Below are 20,065 nucleotides of genomic sequence, written 5' to 3' on the forward strand. Positions count from 1 at the left end.
GGCTAGCAGACCTCTCCATCTACAACATGTGAACTCTAAGCTGAGCCGCTGCGGCCCTCTCGTCAAGGGCTTGAACCAGCTACCACCCTTCGGCGGGCATACGGCGCCGGGGCGGCCCACCTCGGAAGGTGGGCCGCCCCGGCGTGGCCCGGGAGGGCTGCGGCTACTTCAGCGCGCCCGCGGTCAGTCCGGACTGCACCTGCCGCTGGAAGATGATGTAGACCGCGAGGACCGGCAGCATGGCGAGCACCAGGCCGGCGAAGAGCCCGGACCAGTCCCCCTTGTACCCCTGGCTCACGGCCAGGGCCACCAGGCCCTGGGTGAGCACCCGCTTGTCCGGGTCGGTGTTGAGCACCTGGGGCAGCATGTACTGGTTCCACTGGCCGAGGAAGTTGAAGATCCCCACGCTGATCAGGCCGGGTTTCGCCATCGGCAGCATGACCTGGAAGAAGGTCCTGGTGTGCGAGGCGCCGTCGATCAGCGCCGCCTCCGCCACCGAGGTCGGCAGCGTGCGGAAGAAGGCCGTGAGGAAGAAGACCGTGAAGGGGAGCGAGTAGGCGATGTAGACGAGGATCAGCCCGTGGTACGTGTTGAGCAGGCTCATGTTGTCCATCACGTAGAACAGCGGCACCAGCGCCATCATGATGGGGAAGCTCATCCCGCCCACGAACAGGAAGTACAGGAAGCGGTTGCCCCGGAACTCGAACCGGGCCAGGACGTAGGCGGCCATCGCTCCGAAGAGCATGGTGCCCACCAGCCCCCCGCCCACCACCACGAACGTGTTGAAGAAGTAATCGCTCATGTGCGCCTTGTCCCAGGCGCGCGAGAGGTTCTCCCAGCGCAGGGCGCTCGGCAGCCCCCAGGGCGAGGTGAAGATCTCCCGGTCCGTCTTGAGTGCGGTCATCACCGCCCACAGCAGCGGCAGGGTGACCAGGAGCCCCCACACCGCGAGCATGCCGTGTGAGAAGACGTTCAGCACCTGGTCGCCGACGGCCGGGCGCTTGCGCTCTCCGCCCGGCCGGGGCCGCGCCGCCGACCGGGTCTCCGCCGCCCCGGCGGCCGGCGGGGGGACCGCGACCTTCGGTTCGGTGACGTCCTGGATCTCCGAGGGTTCTGCTGGCGAGGTCACTGTGCTGCCCCCAGGTCGGCGGTCGAGCGGTGGATCGGACGGGCTCCGTTCGGCATCAGTACTCCAGCCGCTCTCGCCGGCCGAGCTTCATGACCGTGACCGCGAAGAGCATGGTGAGGAGGAGCAGCGCCACACCGATCGCGGTGGCGTATCCGGCCTGCCCGTCCCGGAAGCCCTTCTGGTAGACGAAGATGGTCAGGACCTCGGTGGAGTAGGCGGGTCCGCCGCCGTTCGCCCCCACGGTCATGATCTGCACCACGGCGAAGGCGTCCAGTGCGATGATGCCCATGTAGACCCATCCGGTCTGCACGGTGTCCCACAGCAGCGGCAGGGTGATCCGGAAGAACGTGTTGAACCGGTTCGCCCCGTCCAGCAGGGCGGCCTCGTAGAAGTCCTTGGGGATGGAGCTCATCCCCGCGGAGAAGAGGACCACGTAGAAGCCGACGTTGCTCCAGACCATCACCGTGATCACGCACCAGAGCGCGAGGCTGGGGTCGCCCAGCCAGTCCGGTTGCAGGGATCCGAGGCCCACCGCCTTCAGGGCGGAGTTGACGGCGCCGCTGTGCGGGTCGTAGGCGAACTGGAAGAGCAGCGCGACGATCGCGATGGACAGCACCTGCGGGAAGAAGTAGACGATCTTGTAGAAGCCGGCTCCCCGCACCCCGCCGATGACGGCGTTCTTCCGCCGCCGTCCCCCGACGTTGAGCATGAACGCGAAGAACAGGCCGAGGCCGAGCGTCACCAGCGGCAGAACGATGAGCAGCACCACGTTGTTCCGGACGGCTTTCCAGAACACCTCGTCGTGCAGCAGCCGGTCGTAGTTGCCGAACCCGATCATCTCGAAATCGGCGCTCAGTCCGGTCCAGTTCGTGAAGGAGTAGTAAATGGCCTGGACGAACGGTGAGATCACGAAGATCGCGTAAATCACCAGGGGAACGGCCAGAAACCCCACGATGAACCGGTACTTGCCGTGCTGCATTTCTACCGACCTCGTTCTTTCCTGTTGCCAGGTGCCGCCGGTGACGCCAGGGGACTCACGTGCTCAGCGCTTGTACTTCTTGACGCTGTCGTCCGCGGCGGTCTGGTCGGCGAACTTCTGGCAGGCCTTGACGCACTCGGCCGGCGTCATCCGCCCCGCCATCATCTCGCCCAGCGCGGCAGTGCCGATCTTCTCCTTCTGCAGGGCGACGTACCAGTCCTGTATGCGCGGGTTGACGATGTTATCGCCGGCCTTGTCCAGTGCGGCCTTGGCGCTGGAGAGGCCCGGGGGCAGCTTGAGCCCGTCGGTGCCGCCGTCCAGCGAGGTGAGCGAGGAGACCTGCTCGGTGAAGTTCTTGGAGGACTTCTCGCCGAGCATGATGCGCATCAGCTCCATGCCCGCCACCGGGTTCTTGGCCTTCTTCGGCACGATGAACGGCTCACCGCCGGAGGCCCAGATGGTGCCGAAGGGCATCTTGTCGGAGCTGTCGAGGCCGGAGGGGGCACCCACGGCCATCTTGAAGTCCTTCGGCGTGGTCTTGGCCGCCTCGTTCTCCACCCAGGAGCCGTTCGGGAGGAACAGCGCCTCGCCCTCGGTCCAGGCGGTCTGGGACTGGATGTGGTCCAGCCCCGGGGTCCCCTGGAGGACGTAGCCCTTCTTGTAGAGCTCGTAGTAGGCCTCGAAGGCCGCCTTGACCGCCGGGTGCTTCCAGGCGTTCGGTTCGAGGTTGTCGATCGCCTTCAGCACGTCCGGCCCGCCGATCTTGGCGATGAACGGGTAGAGGCTGAAGGGGATGTAGTACGGGTGCTTGCCGGCGTAGGTCCAGCCCGCGATGCCCTTCTTCTTCGCCGCGGCGCAGACCTTGAGCATGTCGTCCCAGGTCTCCGGGTACTCCCAGTCGTGCTTCTCCAACATCGACTGCGAGTACCACACCCCGTAGACGGTGTAGGCGTAGTACAGGACCCAGACCGGCTTGCCGTCGAACTGGCCCATCTCGACGACGCCGGGGCGCAGCGTGTCGCGCACCTTCTTGTTCGGGTCGTCGAGCGAGGGGGCGTCCAGCAGCGGGGTGAGGTCGGTGAGCTGGTCCTTGGAGACCAGTGTGCCGAAGTCCATCTGCTCGGCGCCGGAGTTGTCGATGAGGTCCGGTGGGGTGCCCCCGTTGAAGCGGGGCTGAAGGGTGGTCTGGATCTTCTCGGTCGCCGCGTGCTTGATCTCGGCCTTCGGGTAGGCCTTCGCGAACTCCGCCTCGGCGTCCTTGGCGTACTGCTGGCCGAAGCCGCCGTCGAAGATCACGACGTCGAGCGGGCCGCTCGCGTTGACGCCCAGCGGGTTCTTCGCGGTCTTCTTGCCCTCGGCCACCCGGCCATCGTCGTCGCCACTGTCACTGGCGGCACACGAGGTCAGCGCGCTCATGGTGGGCACCGCGATCAGCCCGATGGCGGCAGCCCGCTTGATCAGGTCTCGGCGGCCGTAGTCGGTGGATCCCATGCTCAAGTCCTCGCCTTCTCCAGGACTCAGGCGGTGTTACCGGTCGCCCGTGCATGCTCGCCTCCGGCGAAGGGCCCCGCACCGCGGTGTGGTGAAGCTGGGTCGTGCTCAGAGTGTGCACCGGGATCGCGGGGTGTGGTGACAGTTGATCAGGCGCGTCCTGACCTGTCCCCCGCCCCCCGGGTCCGTGTTCGACCGTACGGCCCCTCGGACGTCGACAGGTATAGTCCACTCAACACCACCCGGGCAAGATCAAATGCAGGTTTGGTCAACAGACTTTCCCGAGTTGAGACCTCTGGCGATTTGCCGCCCGTCATCCCCCATTTGGTCGAGCGCCCCACTCACCCGTCCGGGCTCACCCTTGCGCTGCTGCACGGAGGGCTCCGGGCGATGCGGACGCCGGTGGCCGATTCGGTATTCCGATCAGACCGGACGGCGGTGTTCCGCCTCCTTGGAGACCGCTCGCAAGAGGCCGACCGGATTCCGCCTTGCGCTCGCCGTCCGGCGGAATCGAACCGACCCTGGAACAGCGCGGCGGGCCGCGCTCCCCTTCCGGGGAACGCGGCCCGCCCGTCAGCGCGCAGGACCGAACGGCCGGTGCCGGTCAGTCGCGGATCAGCGAACGCAGCACGTACTGCAGGATGCCGCCGTTGCGGTAGTAGTCGGCCTCGCCCGGGGTGTCGATACGGAGCTTGGCCTCGAACTCCACACCGGTGTCGGTGGTGACCTTCACGGTCTCCGGAATGCCGTCGTTCAGGGCGGTCACACCGGTGATGGAGAAGGTCTCCTCGCCGGTCAGTCCGAGGGACTCAGCGGTGACCTCGTCGGGGTACTGGAGCGGCAGGACGCCCATGCCGATGAGGTTGGAGCGGTGGATCCGCTCGTAGGACTCCGCGATGACCGCCCTGACGCCCAGCAGGGCGGTGCCCTTGGCGGCCCAGTCGCGGGAGGAGCCCGAGCCGTACTCCTTGCCCGCCAGCACGACCAGCGGCACCCCGGCGGCCTGGTAGTTCTGCGCGGCGTCGTAGATGAAGCCCACCGGCCCGTCGGGCTGGGTGAAGTCGCGGGTGAAACCGCCCTCGGTACCCGGGGCGATCTGGTTGCGGAGCCGGATGTTGGCGAAGGTGCCGCGGATCATGACCTCGTGGTTGCCGCGGCGGGAGCCGTAGCTGTTGAAGTCACGGCGCGCGATGCCGTGCTCGGTGAGGTACCGGCCGGCCGGCGTGTCGGCCTTGATCGCACCGGCCGGGGAGATGTGGTCGGTGGTGACCGAGTCTCCGAGCTTGGCCAGCACCCGGGCGCCGCTGATGTCCTCGACCGGGGTGAGGTCCATCGTCAGGCCCTCGAAGTACGGGGGCTTGCGGACGTAGGTGGATTCCTCGTCCCACTCGAAGGTGTTCCCGGTCGGGATCGGCAGCGCCTGCCACTGGGCGTCCCCGGTGAAGACGTCGGCGTAGCTGCTGCCGAACATCTCCTGGCCGATGGCGGAGGCCACCACGTCCTCGACCTCGCGCTCCGAGGGCCAGATGTCCTTCAGGTAGACCGGGTGTCCCTCGGTGTCGATCCCGAGCGCCTCGGTGGTGATGTCGACCTTCATCGAGCCGGCGATGGCGTAGGCGACGACCAGCGGCGGGGAGGCCAGGTAGTTCATCTTGACGTCCGGGTTGATCCGCCCCTCGAAGTTGCGGTTTCCGGAGAGCACCGACACCACGGCCAGGTCGTGCTCGTTGACGGCCTGGGAGACCTCGTCCGGCAGCGGGCCCGAGTTGCCGATGCAGGTGGTGCAGCCGTAACCGACCAGGTTGAAGCCGAGCTTGTCGAGGTAGGGCGTGAGGCCGGCCCGCTCGTAGTAGTCCATGACGACCTTGGAGCCGGGCGCCAGGGTGGTCTTCACCCACGGCTTGCGGGTGAGCCCCTTCTCCACCGCCTTCTTCGCCACCAGCGCCGCAGCCACCATGACGTACGGGTTGGAGGTGTTGGTGCAGGAGGTGATCGCGGCGACCGCGACCGCTCCGTGGTCCAGCTCGTAGCTGGTGCCGTCGGCGGCCGTCACCGGGACCGGCATGGTGGGCATGTCGTCGGAGATGGCCGGCGAGTCGGAGGCCGGGAAGGACTCCTCACCCGCCTCGTCGGGGCCGGCGAACTCGACGTAGTCCCGCACGTCCTGTGCGAACTGCTCCTTGGCGTCGGACAGCACGATCCGGTCCTGCGGGCGCTTCGGGCCGGCGATGGAGGGAACGACCGTGGCCAGGTCGAGCTCGAGCTTCTCGGAGAAGTCGGGCTCGGCGGCCGGGTCCAACCAGAGGCCCTGCTCCTTGGCGTACGCCTCGACCAGCGCCAGCTGGTCCTCGCTGCGGCCGGTGAGGCGCAGGTAGGTGAGGGTCTCCTGGTCGATCGGGAAGATGGCCGCGGTCGAGCCGAACTCGGGCGACATGTTGCCGATGGTGGCTCGGTTCGCGAGCGGCACCGCGCCCACGCCCTCGCCGTAGAACTCCACGAACTTGCCGACCACGCCGTGCTTGCGCAGCATCTCGGTGATGGTCAGCACCAGGTCGGTGGCGGTGGTGCCGGCCGGCAGCTGGCCGGTCAGCTTGAAGCCCACGACCCGCGGGATGAGCATCGAGACGGGCTGGCCGAGCATGGCGGCCTCGGCCTCGATACCGCCCACACCCCAGCCGAGCACACCGAGCCCGTTGACCATGGTGGTGTGGGAGTCGGTGCCGACCAGGGTGTCGGGGTAGGCCTGCCCGTTCCGGACCATCACGGTGCGGGCCAGGTACTCGATGTTGACCTGGTGGACGATGCCGGTGCCCGGCGGGACCACCTTGAACTCGTCGAAGGCGTTCTGGCCCCAGCGCAGGAACTGGTAGCGCTCACGGTTGCGGCCGTACTCCAGCTCGACGTTCTGCGCGAAGGAGTCCGGGGTGCCGAACTTGTCGGCGATCACGGAGTGGTCGATGACCAGTTCGGCGGGGGCGAGCGGGTTGATCTTCGCCGGGTCGCCGCCGAGCTCCTTGACGGCCTCGCGCATGGTGGCGAGGTCGACGACGCACGGCACGCCGGTGAAGTCCTGCATGATCACACGCGCCGGCGTGAACTGGATCTCCTGGCTGGGCTCGGCGCTGGCGTCCCAGTTGCCCAGCGCCCGGATGTGGTCGGCGGTGATGTTCGCGCCGTCCTCGGTGCGGAGCAGGTTCTCCAGCAGCACCTTAAGGCTGTAGGGGAGGCGCGCGGAGCCCTCGACCTTGTCCAGCCGGAAGATCTCGTACGACTCGTCACCCACACGCAGCGTGCTGCGGGCGTCGAAGCTGTTCGCCGACACGACAGTCTCCTTCATGAATGTGCACGTACTACCGCAATACCGCAATCCTGCCGCCACGGCTCGTAGCCGTTCCGCTGAGGTAAGCCTTAGTCGGTCCGGCTTGCCTCAGATGGCTGCGGTGCACTCTCGGCAGATATCTCGATGTCGAGATAACTCTAGTACATCGGGGCTCCGCGGTCATGCCTCGGACCCCCCTTTGATCTCTCGCAGCGAAGGTTGAGCGTGGTCACCGAAGGCTGGTGACCGCTCGGTTTTCTCACCGGAGGTTGAGTGATCGTTTAAGGCTGACTGTCTGGGGAGACGGTGGGGGAACCGGTACGCGCGTACGGCGATCCCGCGCTGGGCGCCTTTGACCTGGACTTCTTCGACAGTGGCCAGCGTCGTCGTACCGCACTGGGCTCCGGCTGGGGTGTCCGGTTCGAGGACGTATCGCCCGTACGCGGGTGCCGGTGGAACAAGGGCGACCGCAGCTTCGCGGCCTGGTACTACGCGGCGACCACGGGCGGCCATGTGGGCTACGAGTCGTGGCTAAGGGTTGTCCCGCAATCCCCGGTGGGCGCACGACGACAGCTACGGCACCTCGCCGCGTTGTCGGAACATCCTGATACGCCCAGTATCGGGACGTCCCTCCGCCTTGCGATGTACCGCATCTGCCGTCGTGCGCTGATCCACCGGGGATTACGGGACAACCCTTAGAGCGGGACCGGCTGATCCTGCTGGACTTCGCGCCGGAGGTGGTGGGGATCGCCTCGCAGCCGTTCTGGTTGCACTGGCGCGATGAGGAAGAGAAGCGGCGGCACGCGCCTGACTACTTCGCACGGCTGGCCGACGGACGCGCCCGCGTGGTCGATGTCCGCCGAGGACGGTGTCGACGAGCGGACCGCGCAGGCGTTCGCCGCGACCGAACGGGCCTGCTCGGCGGTGGGCTGGGAGTTCGCCACGCCGGTGTCCCGGATCCGGTGTTCATGGCGAACCTGCGGTGGCTGGCCCGCTACCGGCACGGGCGGTGCGGCCGTGAGGCCGATGTCGTCGAGCGTCTGATGGAGGTCTTCCGGCAGCCTCATGGGCTGCGGGAAGGAGCCGAAGAGGCCGGGGACGTTCTGCGTGTCCTGCCCGCGCTGTTCCACCTTCTGTGGAGCGAGAAGATCACGAAGGCGGGTCTTGAGGCGATCCCTCTCGACCACAATTCGGAATCCAGCTGACCGCCACGCAGAAAGGCACCGTCTCGCCATGCCGTCCGGCACCGCCGACGAACGTCCCGCGGCCCCGCTTCCCATGCGGGTCCGCCCGCACCTGGGCGAGAGCACCGAGAACTACATCAGGCGCCTGGCCAGAGCCAACCACCTTCGGCCCAGTGCCCTGCACGCGGTCGTCTGCGGTCCGCCCAGCTGGACCGGGAAACCCCGCCTCGACCGTCTCCCCGTACTCACCGGCCATCCGGCCGACCACCTCAACCCGGCCCTGACGGACGCCGTCGTTCCCCGCCGACGGACCACCGTCACAGGCCAGTACCGGCGACTGCCCCGGGGCACCTACCTGCTCTGTCGGGCCATCCGCAAGGACGCGGAAGTCGGCCTCTCGCTGCGGCACCTCGCCGAACGGCACCGCCGGCAACAACCGGCGAACTGCACGTATTGCTCCGGCCCCCTGCAGCCCGGACGCAAGAACCAGATCCGCCTCACATGTTCAGCGTCCTGCCGCACCAAGCTCTACCACCGGCGCAGAAAAGAGCGACTCGCCCAAGGACCTTCGAACCACGAACCCTGACCCGGCAACCAGTAGTGAGGCGGCGAACCCGCCAAGCCGACAACTCAGAACGCGATGGAGGACACCGTGCTCCACCTGCTCCAACTCCGCTACACCGCGACCGAGGACGACGTCACCCCGCACATTGCCGGTCACGTCGCCTACCTTGAGCGGCACCATGCCGCCGGGACATTTCTGGTCTCCGGCCAGACCGTCCCCACCTCAGAGGGCGGCGCGATCATCGCCCACGGCGTCGACCGCGACACGATCGAGCAGATCACCGGCCAGGACCCGTTCGTCACGAACGGCGTCGCGAAGTACACCATCACCACCACCCCGGGCCGGATCCACCCCGTCCTCGCCGATGTCCTCGCACAGGGCCTCTGATCGCTCGCCTGGGCGCCATAGGGAACCGCTCAACGTTCGGTGAGAATCACTCAACCTTCACTGCGACAGGTCACCTCTGACCTGTCGAAGCGAGGGCTGGGCGGTGCGCCTGAAGGCGGATGACCGCCGGGTTTCTCACCGAAGATCACGTAAAGCGCGAGGTCGCCTCCACCCGGGAGACGGCGGTGGAGCGGTGCGTACCTACGGCGAACGCCTGCCAGCGACTTCGGCCCGCAGACTTCTTCCACGGCTCGGAGCACCGCCGGACGGCGTCGGGGAGTCGACGGGAGTGTCCGGCTCGACGATGTACCGCCGGCGCCCCGCCGGGCCCCGGAGGTGAGCCGGAACCGCCCTCCGGTCCCTGGTTGTTGCCCCGATCAGGGCTCGGCATGATGGACGCCGCACACCGTGAACCACCGCCGGCCGTCGCCTCTCCGTGATGCGGACCAGCCGCTCCCAAACCCGGTATAGCGTTCACTCCTTCCACTCCGCATCGCGCGGGGACTCTCGACCGAACCAGGACGGAAGCATGTCAGGAGAGATATCGCCCACCGGGAAGCGCTCCGGCGCCGGCTCGTCGCCCGAGCTGCGCGCCTCTCACGCCGACCGGGACCGGGTGGTGGACGTGCTGCGCATCGCGGCGGGGGACGGCCTGCTGACCACGGACGAGTTGGACGAGCGGGTGGAAGCCGCCCTGTCGGCACGGACGCTGAGCGAACTCTCCGCGCTCACCGCCGACCTGCCGCCCGTGTCGGCCGCGGTCTGGGCGACCGGAGCAGGGGCCAAGGACGTGGTTCGGATCAAACAGGTCCACAGCGGCGCGATCGAGCGGGCGGGGCGCTGGCTGGTACCGCGGAGGCTGGAGCTCAGGGTGAGCTTCTGCAAGGTGACGCTCGACTTCACTGACGCGGTGATCACACATGACACCCTGCGGATCGACGCGGATATGACGGGTAAGACACTGACCCTCGTCACCAAGCCGGGCATCGTGGTCGACACCGACGGCCTGCAGCTGGTGCACAGCAGGGTCAAGTACCGCCGGGCTCCGGCGGATCCGGACACACCGGTCACCCTGCGAGTGGAGCTGACCGGTAGGAAGGCCCACGGCCGCGTGGTGGTGCGGCCCCCGCGCCGGTCCTTCGGGCAGTGGCTGCTGCGCGGGTCGGCCCCCCTTTCTCCGGGCGCTTGACTCCATCGTCCACCAACGCTCGGTTTCACACGGACCTGCCAGCCGCGCACCACGTAGTCTTCCCCGTGTGACGGATGAGAGCGACTCCGCTGTTCAGGCAGCCCTCGACGGGGAGATGCGGCTTCTCGATCCGAAGGTACGGGCTTCACCGGTCCGCGTCCTGGAACTGCTGGATCCGGAATTCGTCGAGATCGGCGCTTCGGGGCGGCGGTGGGACGTGCGGTCGATCCTCGAAGTGACCGGCGACGGATCGGTCTCCCCCAAGTCCCCGGTGACCGTCAGCGAGTTGGCCGGAACCGTTCTGGCTCCGGGTCTCGTCCACCTGACCTATTTCACCGACCACCGAGGCCGCCGGGCTTGGCGGAGTTCCCTGTGGCGCCGGGCGGAGGCCGGCTGGCGGATGTACTTCCACCAGGCGACTCCGGTCGGCTGAGCCGGTGGAGCCCCCGTCCCGCGAGGAAGACGGCCCGATCGCCGGCCACTTGCGGCCGGCGCCCGGGCTCGTACATCCGGGTAAGGCCCGGGAGCCTCAGGACCAGTGGTTCACGCCTCGGGAGCCCCCGCCTCCCTCAGTTCGCCGTCGGCCAGCCGCAGCCACCGGTCCACACCGATCCGCGTGAGGAACCGCTCGTCGTGGCTGACGACCAGCAGCGCGCCCCGATAAGCACTCAGTGCGCTCTCCAGTTGGCCGACGCTCATCAGGTCGAGGTTGTTCGTCGGCTCGTCGAGCAGGAGCAGTTGCGGAGCCGGTTCGGCGCAGAGGGCGCAGAGGAGGGCGGCGCGCAGACGCTCACCGCCCGAGAGCGTCCTGGCCGGGAGGTGGGCCCTGGGCCCTCGGAAGAGGAAGCGGGCGAGCAGGTTCATCCGCTCCGCCTCCGGCCTACCGGAGGCGGACGCGGCGAAGTTCTCGGCCACGCTGCGGTCCAGGTCCGGCAGAGCCAGCCGCTGTGAGAGATAGGCGATCCGACCGCCGGCCCGCCTGGTCTCTCCGTGGTCCGCCGGCAGGTCGCCGTTGACCAGCCGGAGCAGCGTGGACTTGCCCGCGCCGTTGGGTCCGGTCAGCGCAATGCGCTCGGGACCGCGGATCGTGAGGTCGACGCCCTCCCCGGCGAACAGCGTCCGCTCGCCGAGGCGGACCTGCATGCGTTCGCCGAGGAAGAGCGTGCGCCCGGCCGGAACATCGGTGTCCGGCAGGTCCACGGTGATGCGCTGCTCGTCGCGCAGGGCTCGGCCCGCCTCCTCCAGGCGGGCCTTGGCCTCGCCGACCCGGGAGGAGTGCGTGTGGCCCGCCCGGCCCGCGGACTCCTGTGCACCGCGTTTCCTGTTTCCTGTGACGATGCGCGGCAGGCCGGCGTTCTTGAGGTTGCGGGCGGCGTTGTTCGCGCGGCGCTCAGCGCGTTCCCGGGCCTGCTGGAGTTCCCGTTTCTCCCGCTTCAACTCCTGCTCGGCGTTGCGGAGGTCCTTCTCGGCGGCTTCCTGCTCGGCTCGTACGGCGTCCTCGTAGGCGGTGAAGCCGACGCCGTACAGGCGCAGTTCGGCGCGATCGAGTTCGGCGATCTGCTCCATCCGGTCGAGCAGCGCCCGGTTGTGGCTGACCAGCAGCAGGCAGCCGTTCCAGTCCTCCAGTACGTCGTAGAGCCGGTGCCGGGCGTCGAGGTCGAGGTTGTTGGTGGGCTCGTCCAGCAGCAGCACCTCGGGGCGTTTCAGCAGCTGGGCGACGAGACCGAGCGAGACGACCTGACCGCCGCTGAGCGTGCTCAGGCTCCGGTCGAGAGTGAGATCGGTCAGACCGAGGCGGTCGAGTTGGGCGCGGGTGCGCTCCTCGATGTCCCAGTCGTCGCCGATGGTCGTGAAGTGCTCCTCGCTCACGTCCCCGGACTCGACGGCGTCCAGGGCCTCGATCACCGCCGCGACGCCGAGGACCTCGGCGACGGTGAGGTCGCCGGTCAGCGGGAGGCTCTGCGGCAGGTAGCCCAGGACACCGCTCGCCGACACCGATCCGGTGGTGGGCCGCAGTTCGCCGGCGATCAGTCTGAGCAGCGTGCTCTTGCCGGAGCCGTTGGGCGCGACGAGACCGGTGCGGCCGGCGCCCACGGTGAAGGAGAGGTTCCGGAAGACCGGGGTCTCGTCCGGCCAGGAGAAGGACAGGTTGGAGCAGATGACGGAGGCATCGGACACGGCAGCGACCTCGTGTGGGATGAGGGCGGAAACAGCAATTGCCCACCCTCGGCAGACGTGGGCAAGGGAACGACGAAAAGGCCACATCGGCGGCGCTTCCACGCACCGGCCGGTGGCCGTCAGGTCCGGGTATCACCCGGAGATGTCGTCGTCACCCACCATGTCTGGCTCTCCTCGACTACCGATCGACGTCTCAACCAGGCTAGCAGCCGGTGCGCCTCACCGCCCCGGCTGCTGACCGCCGCTGCCGAGCCGGGGCCGGGTCGCGCGCTCCCCCACCGCGTGCTGAGGTCCCCGGGGGCGGTTCGCCTGCCGTGCTGGGCGCGCGCCGACGAGCTGGCCGTGCTGCCGCCGGCGGACCAGCGCGGCAGTCCGTCGGGAGGCTCCCGGACGGCACCCTCGTCTCGCCGTACGCGCGGCTCGGCAGGGCTCGACACGCGGGGACTCACCCGAATGGCCCCCTCCGCGAGCATGGATCTCATATGTGAGATAGCTTGCCAGGCATGGGAGATGACTACCTTGTACGCATCGGCCGGCTGATTCGTGATGCCCGGCAGCACCGCGGCTGGACACAGTCTCAACTTGCGGACGCGCTCGGAACAAGTCAGAGTGCTGTCAACCGCATTGAGCGCGGCAACCAGAACATCAGCCTTGAGATGATCGCCAGGATCGGCGAGGCTCTGGACAGCGAGATCATCTCGCTCGGTTACTCCGGCCCGATGCACCTTCGGGTCGTCGGAGGACGGCCGCTGTCGGGCAGCATCGACGTGAAGACCAGCAAGAACGCCTGCGTCGCGCTGCTCTGTGCGTCGCTGCTCAACTCCGGGCGCACCACCCTGCGGCGAGTGGCCAGGATCGAGGAGGTCTACCGGATCCTGGAAGTGCTCGGCAGCATCGGGGTCCGGACCCGCTGGATCAACGACGGATGTGATCTGGAGATCACTCCTCCGGCGGAGCTGGACCTGGACGGCATGGACATGGACGCCGCACGGCGCACCAGGAGCGTCATCATGTTCCTCGGGCCCCTCCTGCACCGCATGGACCACTTCGAGATCCCCTACGCGGGCGGCTGCGACCTCGGCACCCGGACGGTCCAGCCGCATCTGACGGCGCTGCGGCACTTCGGTCTGGAGATCGCCGCCACCGACGGCGTCTACCACGCGAAGGTCGATCCTTCGGTGCGCCCCGACCGCCCGATCGTGCTGACCGAGCGCGGCGACACGGTGACCGAGAACGCGCTGCTGGCCGCCGCCCGGCACGACGGGGTCACGGAGATCCGCAACGCCAGTTCCAACTACATGGTCCAGGACCTCTGCTTCTTCCTTGAGCAGTTGGGTGTGAAGGTCGAGGGCGTCGGCACGACCACGCTGACGGTGCACGGGATGCCGAGCATCGGGCGGGACGTCGACTACTCGCCGTCCGAGGACCCGGTGGAGGCGATGAGCCTGCTCGCGGCGGCGCTGGTGACCGAGTCGGAGTTGACGATCCGACGGGTGCCGGTGGAGTTCCTGGAGATCGAGTTGGCGGTCCTCTCCGAGATGGGGCTGGACCACGAGCGCGGTGCGGAGTACCCGGCGAACAACGGCCGGACCCGGCTCGTCGATCTGACCGTGCGACCGTCGAAGCTTCGGGCCCCGATCGACAAGATCCACCCGATGCCGTTCCCCGGGCTCAACATCGACAACGTGCCGTTCTTCGCGGCGATCGCCGCGAGCGCGGAGGGGTCGACGCTGATCCACGACTGGGTCTACGACAACCGGGCCATCTACCTGACCGACCTGAACCGGCTGGGCGCCGACATCAAGCTGCTCGACCCGCACCGGCTGCTGGTGGAGGGGCCGACCCGCTGGCGGGCGGCGGAGATGATGTGCCCTCCGGCCCTGCGGCCGGCGGTCGTGGTGCTGCTGGCGATGATGGCGGCGGAGGGTACCTCGGTGCTGCGGAACGTCTATGTGATCAACCGCGGTTACGAGGAACTCGCCGAGCGGTTGAACTCGATCGGTGCGCAGATCGAGACGTTCCGGGACATCTGAGCACAGCGCGCCGAACGTGTGGCCGACGGCTGGCCTCCCCGGGCGGTTCGGATCCGGGATGCCGGGTGAGCAGCCCCCGCCCTCGTATCCGAGGACGGGGGCTGCCGGTGGGCCTGGCTACCGCGACCCCACGTCGGCGACTGACGCCTCGAGTTCGCGGGCGAGGGTCGCCGCGTCGGAGGGTCCGGTGTGCCGGCGGTCGCCGATGAAGAAGGTCGGGGCGCCGCTGGCCCCGCTCGCCTCGGCGCTGGCGACGTCGGCGCGTATCCGGGCGGCCGTCTCCTCTGATTCGAGATCCCGAAGGAAGATCTCGACGTCGAGTCCGGCCTGGGCGGCATAGCCGACGATGTCGTCGATCTCGAGTTCGTGCTGGTGGGTGAAGAGCAGGTCGTGCATCTGCCAGAAGCGTCCCTGCGTGTCAGCGGCGATCGCCGCCCGGGCGGCGAGTTCGGCGTTCGGATGTACGTCCGGCAGCGGGAGGTGCCGGTAGACGTACCGCAGCCGGTCGCCGAACCGCTGCCGCAGTTCCTGGGCGACACCGGTGGCATGGGCGCAGAAGGGGCACTCGTAGTCGCCGTACTCCACCAGCGTCAGCGGCGCGTCCACGGGACCCTTGACGTGGTCCGTGGCCGGGTCGACAGGACGGTCGAGAGTCCGCGGGAGGTCGGCGTCCGTCTCGCCGCGCAGAACCGCGGCCAGGCGGAACGACACCCATCCCAGAACCGTCGACAACACGGCCGCCATCAGGACGCCGACGGTGGCCTGGGCGCGTAGGACCGGGTCCTCGAAGGCGAGCCCGACGATCAGCAGGGATACCGTGAAGCCGATCCCGGACAGCACGCCACCGCCCAGCACGTGGCCCGGACCGACACCCCTGGGAAGCTTGCCCAGGCCGAAGCGGGCGGGAAGCAGCGCACCGCCTCCGATGCCCAGGAGCTTCCCGAGGACCAGCCCGATGATGACGGCCCAGGTGACCTTGGAGGTCAGTGCGTCGCTCAGGACGCCGCCGCGCAGGTCGACGCCCGCGCTGGCCAGGGCGAACACCGGGACGATGAAGTAGCTCGTCCAGGGGTGGAGCACCGTCTGCAGCCGCTCGTTGACGGAGACGGCGCGCTTGAGTCCCCTCCGTGCCGACAGGCCCACGTCCGCTCGGGGGGACTGGCGGAAGGCTCGGAAGAGCCGGGCGGCCCGCTCCACGGCCTGGCGTGCGGGGAGCTGGGCGGGGATGAGCAGACCGCCGATCATGCCGGCGATGGAGGCGTGGAGGCCGGCTTCGAAGGTGGCGAGCCACAGCGCGAGGACGATCAGCACGTACGGGGACGCGCGCCAGACGCCCAGTCGGGTCAGTCCGGACAGGGCCACACACAGGGTGAGCGCGACCAGCAGCGGCTTCAGGTGGATCGTCTCCGAGAAGACGAAGCCGATCACGGCGACGGCCACGATGTCGTCGATGACGGTGATGGCCAGCAGGAAGACGCGGAGTTGCGTGACGAACCGGGGGCCCACGATGGCGAGTGCCCCGAGCATGAACGCGGTGTCGGTGCCGATGACCACACCCCATCCCTGGCGGGCTTCTCCCCCGGGCGCGATCGCCAGGTACAGCAGCACGGGGATCAGCATGCCGCCGATCCCGGCCAGGGCCGGGACCACGACGCGTTGGCGGCTCGTCAGCACGCCCACGGAGATCTCGTAGCGGACCTCCAGGCCGATGACGAAGAAGAACATGGCCATCAGGCCGTCGCTGACCCAGTGCCCCAGGTCCATGGAGAGACTGGCCCCGCCGACCGAGAACGAGGCGTCGGTCGCCCACAGCGAGGCGTACGAGTCCGACCAGGGCGAGTTCGCCCAGGCCAGGGCCACCACGACGGCGGCCAGGAGCAGACCGACACTGCCCGCCTCGGTGCTCAGGAAGGCGCGCACCGGGCCGGAGAGTTGGGCGACCAGCGTGCCCCTCCTGGCCGGGGTCTGGGCGGCCGGGTCGTTCTTCTTCCGTATCGCCATCACCAGCTCCCCTGCGCCACGGCCGGGACCTGTGCGGGGGTGGAGGCGGTCTTCGGGCCGGGAATCCCGCACCCGGGGAGACCCACCGGGGTCTCCCCCCGGAGGAGGTCGGGGATCTCGTGGCGGCTCGGCTCGGGGTTGTCGCGGATGGTGGTTCTCATGCGCTCCCTTACTGCGGGCTTATCGGGCGGATCGCGGGCGGTGCCCGGCTCGGCTAGGGGTGACGGCCGACGCCCGGCGCCTGGACACCTGGTACGTCGGAGGAACTTCCCGCCCCGCTTACTCTCATCTGGGACCCGAGTCTATTCGCGACGCAGGTCCGTACTTCTGGTCCGGGGGCCGCGTCCGGGCCCCGGAGCGCTTCCGAAGGCCCAGGTCGCGGCCCTCCCGGTCGGGGGTGTCCGCCTCCCCACCGGCCTGCGGGCGACGAGTGGGGCGTGCCTCCCGGCTCCCGTTCCGGACAGCAGTTCCCTCACTCGTGGCCCGCGTCGCGTGGCGGTGTCGGCACGGGCGCACTCCGACCGGTCCCGGGGGCGGTGGCCTCCGATGACGACGTGGGTCCGGCCGCCGGTACGCGGCCCGTTCATCCGTTCCCGTCCCGCCAGCCGCGTAGGCCGAAGTAGGGGACGCTGGCCTTCACGAGCGTCTCCGTGAACTCCTCCACCGGGTCCGACTTGGCCGTGATCGCGCCGCCCACCCCAAAGGTGGCCGAGTCCCCCCGCACCACGGCGGTGCGGATCACGATGTTGAGGTCCGCCGCACCGGAGAAGGACAGCCAGCCCAGCGCTCCGGAGTAGACGCCGCGCGCTTCTCCCTCCACCTCGTCGATGATCTCCATCGTGCGCTTCTTGGGAGCTCCGGTCATGGAGCCGCCGGGGAAGCAGGCGCGGACGGCGGAGAGGGCCGACTCCTGCCAGCGCAGCCGGCCGCGGACGGTCGAGACGAGCTGGTGGACCGAGGAGTAGCTCTCGACGGCGAACGCCCGCGGCACGTGTACGCTGCCCGGCTCGCAGACGGTGTTGAGATCGTGCCGCACCAAGTCGACGATCATGAGGTTCTCAGCGAGGTCCTTGGCGGAGTCCGTCAGCTCCCGCCGGAGCGCCTCGTCCTGCTCGGAGGTGGTACCCCGCGGTCTCGTCCCCTTGATGGGGCGGGACTCGACCATCCGGCTCTCGTCCACCCGCAGGAACGTCTCGGGGGACGAACACGCCACCTCGAAGTCGCCGCACCGCAGGTAGGCCCCGCGGGGCACCGGGCTGACGGCCCGCATCCGCTGGTAACTGCCCAACCCGTCCCCGGTGGCGGTGAGAGCGGCACGGTTGGTCAGGCACACCTCGTAGCTCTCACCCTCGGTGATGAGCTGCTGGACCTCCTTGATCCTGGACAGGTACTCCTCCCTGCCGTCCCGGAGACCGAGCAGGTGCTCCCCCACCGGGCCGGGGACGTAGTCGGCCGCGGACACGCTCCGCTCCCCGGGAGCCCAGTGCTGCGGGGCCTCTTCCCCGGATTCCGCACCGGTCGGCCGCTCGGGCTCTTCCACACCGGTGAGTCGGCACTCCAGGAGTACGTCGCGCTCGTGGTCGAGGACCGCGAACTCGCGGGTGTGCAGGAACCAGGCGTCCGGCTCGCTCGCCCGGTGGGTTTCGGTGCCGCCGGTGAGCGCCTTGAGCTCGTAGCCGAGGTAGCCGACCAGGCCGCCGGTGAAGGCCGGTTCCCAGTCGGCCGGGCTCTCGACCCGCACCGCCGCGGTGATCTCTTCCAGGAGGCTGAGGACGTCTCCGGTGAGTTGCTCGCTGTGTGCGGCGCCGCGCAGGGTCAGCCGCCGGTCGGTGAGGTCGTAGTCGAGGACCACCGAGCCCTCACCGCCCCAGGCCCCCATGAGGGAGAAGCGGGACCCGGGCTGTTCACTGTGCTCGGAGTCCAGCCAGAACGCGTAGGGATGCTCGGCGTAGCGCGCCCGGAAGACGTCAGCGGCCGCCCCCGGAGCCGGCACCTCGCGCACCTCGAGCCGGAGCCGGAGGCTCCCTCCGACCCGGACGAAGGCCTCGGCCGCCGGGCCCGTCCCGCTCGACGGCTCTCCTGCGGTTCCACGACCGGACCGGTCGGCGGCCATCCGCAGGAAGTTGCCCAGTATTCGGTGGCCGCCGACCGTCCTGACCGACTCGGGGTGGAACTGCACGCCCCAGACCGGGCGGGAGCGGTGTGCCACGGCCATGACCAGTCCGTCGTCGGTCCAGGCCGTCCGCTCCAGCTCGGTGGGGAGTTCGCTGGTCACCAGCGAGTGGTACCGGACCACGGGGAGTTCCTGGGGCAGCCCGGCGAACAGTCCGGTACCGGTGTGCCGGATGCGTTCCACGACGCCGTGCACCGGCTCGGGGGCCGGCACGGTACGTCCCCCGAAGTGTTCACCGATCCCCTGGTGGCCGAGGCAGACCCCCAGAACGGGGAGCTCGCATCGGGAGAGGATCTCGCGGCACACTCCGAAGTCCCTGGCCCGCGATGGCCTGCCGGGGCCGGGTGAGAGCACGACGGCGTCGCTCTCGGCCAGCGGCAGGTCCTCGTAGCCGACGCTGTTCGGCACCACGGTGGGCCACACCCCGGAGACCTCGTAGAGGTACTGGGCGATGTTCATCGTGAAGGAGTCGAAGTTGTCGACGATGAGGACTCTCACTGCGGTGCTCCTCTTTCGAGTTCAGCGATCAGGAGATCCTCCTGAGTGTGCGGCCGGGATCCGGCCCTCCGTCGGGACCGCGGGACAGGCCCGAAGCCGTCCGGCGGTGGCGGTCGCTCCCCGGCCCATCATAGGAATCGGATGTTCCGCCTTATGTCTCGTGATGTCCGTGAAGAACGCCGGTGTGGCGTGCCCCTCCTGGAACCGAGACGTCGCCCCGGCCCGTGGATCAGACTGTCCGGAGTCATTGCGGGTCCCCGCCGACCGGGCGGGACGGCCTGCCACGGGCAGCGGTACCGAAGGCGTCAACCGGCGCCCGGAGGGAAGCCCCGGCCAGATGGAAGTGAGAGATCTTGCCCCCTATAGACGTCCCGATCCAGACAGAGCGACTGACTCTCCGCCCCTTCACCTCGGGCGACGTCGACGACATGTACGCCTATCAGGGGCTGACGGAAGTCGCCCGCTACCTCTACCGCCCTCCGTACAGCCGGGAGCAGTGCGAGAAGGTCATCGTCAGGACCTCCGAGCTTCCGGAGTGGACCCGGGACCGTGACACCCTGACGCTCGCTGTCTGCCGACGGGAGGATCCGGGAGTGATCGGCGAGGTGGTGCTGACCCTGGCCAGCGTGCACGCCCGGCAGGCGGAGATCGGCTGGGTGTTCCACCCCGCCTGGGGCGGTCGCGGCTATGCCACCGAGGCGGCCCGCGCCCTGCGCGGGTTCGCCTTCGAGCGGCTGGGGGTGCACCGCCTCTATGCCCGGGTCGATACCGAGAACACCGGCTCCGTCCGCGTCTGCGAACGTCTCGGGATGCGCCGGGAGGCCCACCTGTTGGAGAACGACCGCAATGAGTACGGCTGGGGAAGCGAGTACGTGTACGCGATGCTCGCCCGGGAGGCCGCCTCCGCGTCGTCCTGAGGTGCGGGCTCCGCGGGTCCCA

General features: G+C 68.9%; 15 protein-coding genes. 7 read left to right on the forward strand and 8 right to left on the reverse strand.

Annotation, left to right across the window (positions count from 1 at the left end):
- Positions 1-163: 163 nt before the first annotated feature.
- From BGP73_RS06720 to acnA, 4 genes are all read right to left on the reverse strand, one after another.
- Positions 164-1,129: a carbohydrate ABC transporter permease gene (locus BGP73_RS06720; protein ID WP_244501105.1), complete on the reverse strand. Its 966-nt coding sequence runs from the start codon at positions 1,127-1,129 to the stop codon at positions 164-166.
- A gap of 55 nt (positions 1,130-1,184) precedes the next feature.
- Positions 1,185-2,108 (reverse strand): carbohydrate ABC transporter permease, encoded by a 924-nt coding sequence (locus BGP73_RS06725; RefSeq protein ID WP_069812562.1) that lies wholly within the window; start codon positions 2,106-2,108, stop codon positions 1,185-1,187.
- Between the two features lie 63 nt (positions 2,109-2,171).
- Positions 2,172-3,599 carry an N-acetylglucosamine/diacetylchitobiose ABC transporter substrate-binding protein gene (gene ngcE, locus BGP73_RS06730; RefSeq protein ID WP_069812564.1) on the reverse strand — a complete coding sequence of 476 codons (1,428 nt, stop codon included), beginning with the start codon at positions 3,597-3,599 and terminating at the stop codon, positions 2,172-2,174.
- Positions 3,600-4,203: 604 nt separating this feature from the next.
- Positions 4,204-6,921 (reverse strand): aconitate hydratase AcnA, encoded by a 2,718-nt coding sequence (gene acnA / locus BGP73_RS06735; protein ID WP_069812565.1) that lies wholly within the window; start codon positions 6,919-6,921, stop codon positions 4,204-4,206.
- A 677-nt stretch (positions 6,922-7,598) separates the two neighbouring features.
- Between acnA and BGP73_RS21835 the strand changes: the two genes are divergently transcribed.
- The 5 genes from BGP73_RS21835 to BGP73_RS06760 all read left to right on the forward strand — a co-directional run bounded on the left by BGP73_RS21835 (position 7,599) and on the right by BGP73_RS06760 (position 10,676).
- Positions 7,599-8,123: a TnsA-like heteromeric transposase endonuclease subunit gene (locus BGP73_RS21835; protein WP_280138139.1), complete on the forward strand. Its 525-nt coding sequence runs from the start codon at positions 7,599-7,601 to the stop codon at positions 8,121-8,123.
- Positions 8,124-8,151: 28 nt separating this feature from the next.
- Complete coding sequence (locus tag BGP73_RS06745) at positions 8,152-8,688, forward strand: hypothetical protein (RefSeq protein WP_069812569.1); 537 nt, start codon at positions 8,152-8,154, stop codon at positions 8,686-8,688.
- Between the two features lie 54 nt (positions 8,689-8,742).
- On the forward strand, positions 8,743-9,054 hold the full coding sequence (locus BGP73_RS06750; RefSeq protein WP_069812571.1) for a YciI family protein: 312 nt from the start codon (positions 8,743-8,745) through the stop codon (positions 9,052-9,054).
- 529 nt (positions 9,055-9,583) lie between these two features.
- Positions 9,584-10,243 (forward strand): DUF1707 SHOCT-like domain-containing protein, encoded by a 660-nt coding sequence (locus BGP73_RS06755; protein WP_069812573.1) that lies wholly within the window; start codon positions 9,584-9,586, stop codon positions 10,241-10,243.
- 115 nt (positions 10,244-10,358) lie between these two features.
- Positions 10,359-10,676: a nuclear transport factor 2 family protein gene (locus tag BGP73_RS06760; RefSeq protein ID WP_069812575.1), complete on the forward strand. Its 318-nt coding sequence runs from the start codon at positions 10,359-10,361 to the stop codon at positions 10,674-10,676.
- 110 nt (positions 10,677-10,786) lie between these two features.
- On the opposite strand, the gene BGP73_RS06765 is transcribed toward BGP73_RS06760, so the two are convergent.
- Complete coding sequence (locus tag BGP73_RS06765) at positions 10,787-12,421, reverse strand: ABC-F family ATP-binding cassette domain-containing protein (protein WP_069812577.1); 1,635 nt, start codon at positions 12,419-12,421, stop codon at positions 10,787-10,789.
- A 503-nt stretch (positions 12,422-12,924) separates the two neighbouring features.
- Between BGP73_RS06765 and BGP73_RS06770 the strand changes: the two genes are divergently transcribed.
- A complete protein-coding gene (locus BGP73_RS06770; protein WP_069812579.1) occupies positions 12,925-14,454 on the forward strand; it encodes a helix-turn-helix domain-containing protein in 1,530 nt (509 codons plus the stop codon).
- A gap of 117 nt (positions 14,455-14,571) precedes the next feature.
- Here BGP73_RS06770 and nhaA read toward each other — a convergent pair whose 3' ends face one another.
- The 3 genes from nhaA to pabB all read right to left on the reverse strand — a co-directional run bounded on the left by nhaA (position 14,572) and on the right by pabB (position 19,126).
- Complete coding sequence (gene nhaA / locus BGP73_RS06775) at positions 14,572-16,455, reverse strand: Na+/H+ antiporter NhaA (protein WP_069812580.1); 1,884 nt, start codon at positions 16,453-16,455, stop codon at positions 14,572-14,574.
- A complete protein-coding gene (locus BGP73_RS22990) occupies positions 16,455-16,616 on the reverse strand; it encodes a hypothetical protein (RefSeq protein ID WP_170837758.1) in 162 nt (53 codons plus the stop codon). Before BGP73_RS22990 ends, nhaA begins: the two co-directional genes overlap by 1 nt.
- Before the next feature lie 422 nt (positions 16,617-17,038).
- Complete coding sequence (gene pabB / locus BGP73_RS06780; protein WP_079127260.1) at positions 17,039-19,126, reverse strand: aminodeoxychorismate synthase component I; 2,088 nt, start codon at positions 19,124-19,126, stop codon at positions 17,039-17,041.
- 353 nt (positions 19,127-19,479) lie between these two features.
- Between pabB and BGP73_RS06785 the strand changes: the two genes are divergently transcribed.
- Positions 19,480-20,043, forward strand: a complete 564-nt coding sequence (locus BGP73_RS06785) for a GNAT family N-acetyltransferase (protein ID WP_107473962.1) — start codon at positions 19,480-19,482, stop codon at positions 20,041-20,043.
- Positions 20,044-20,065: the final 22 nt, after the last annotated feature.

The organism is Streptomyces sp. TP-A0874 (genome assembly GCF_001748085.1).
Taxonomy (GTDB): Bacteria; Actinomycetota; Actinomycetes; order Streptomycetales; family Streptomycetaceae; genus Streptomyces.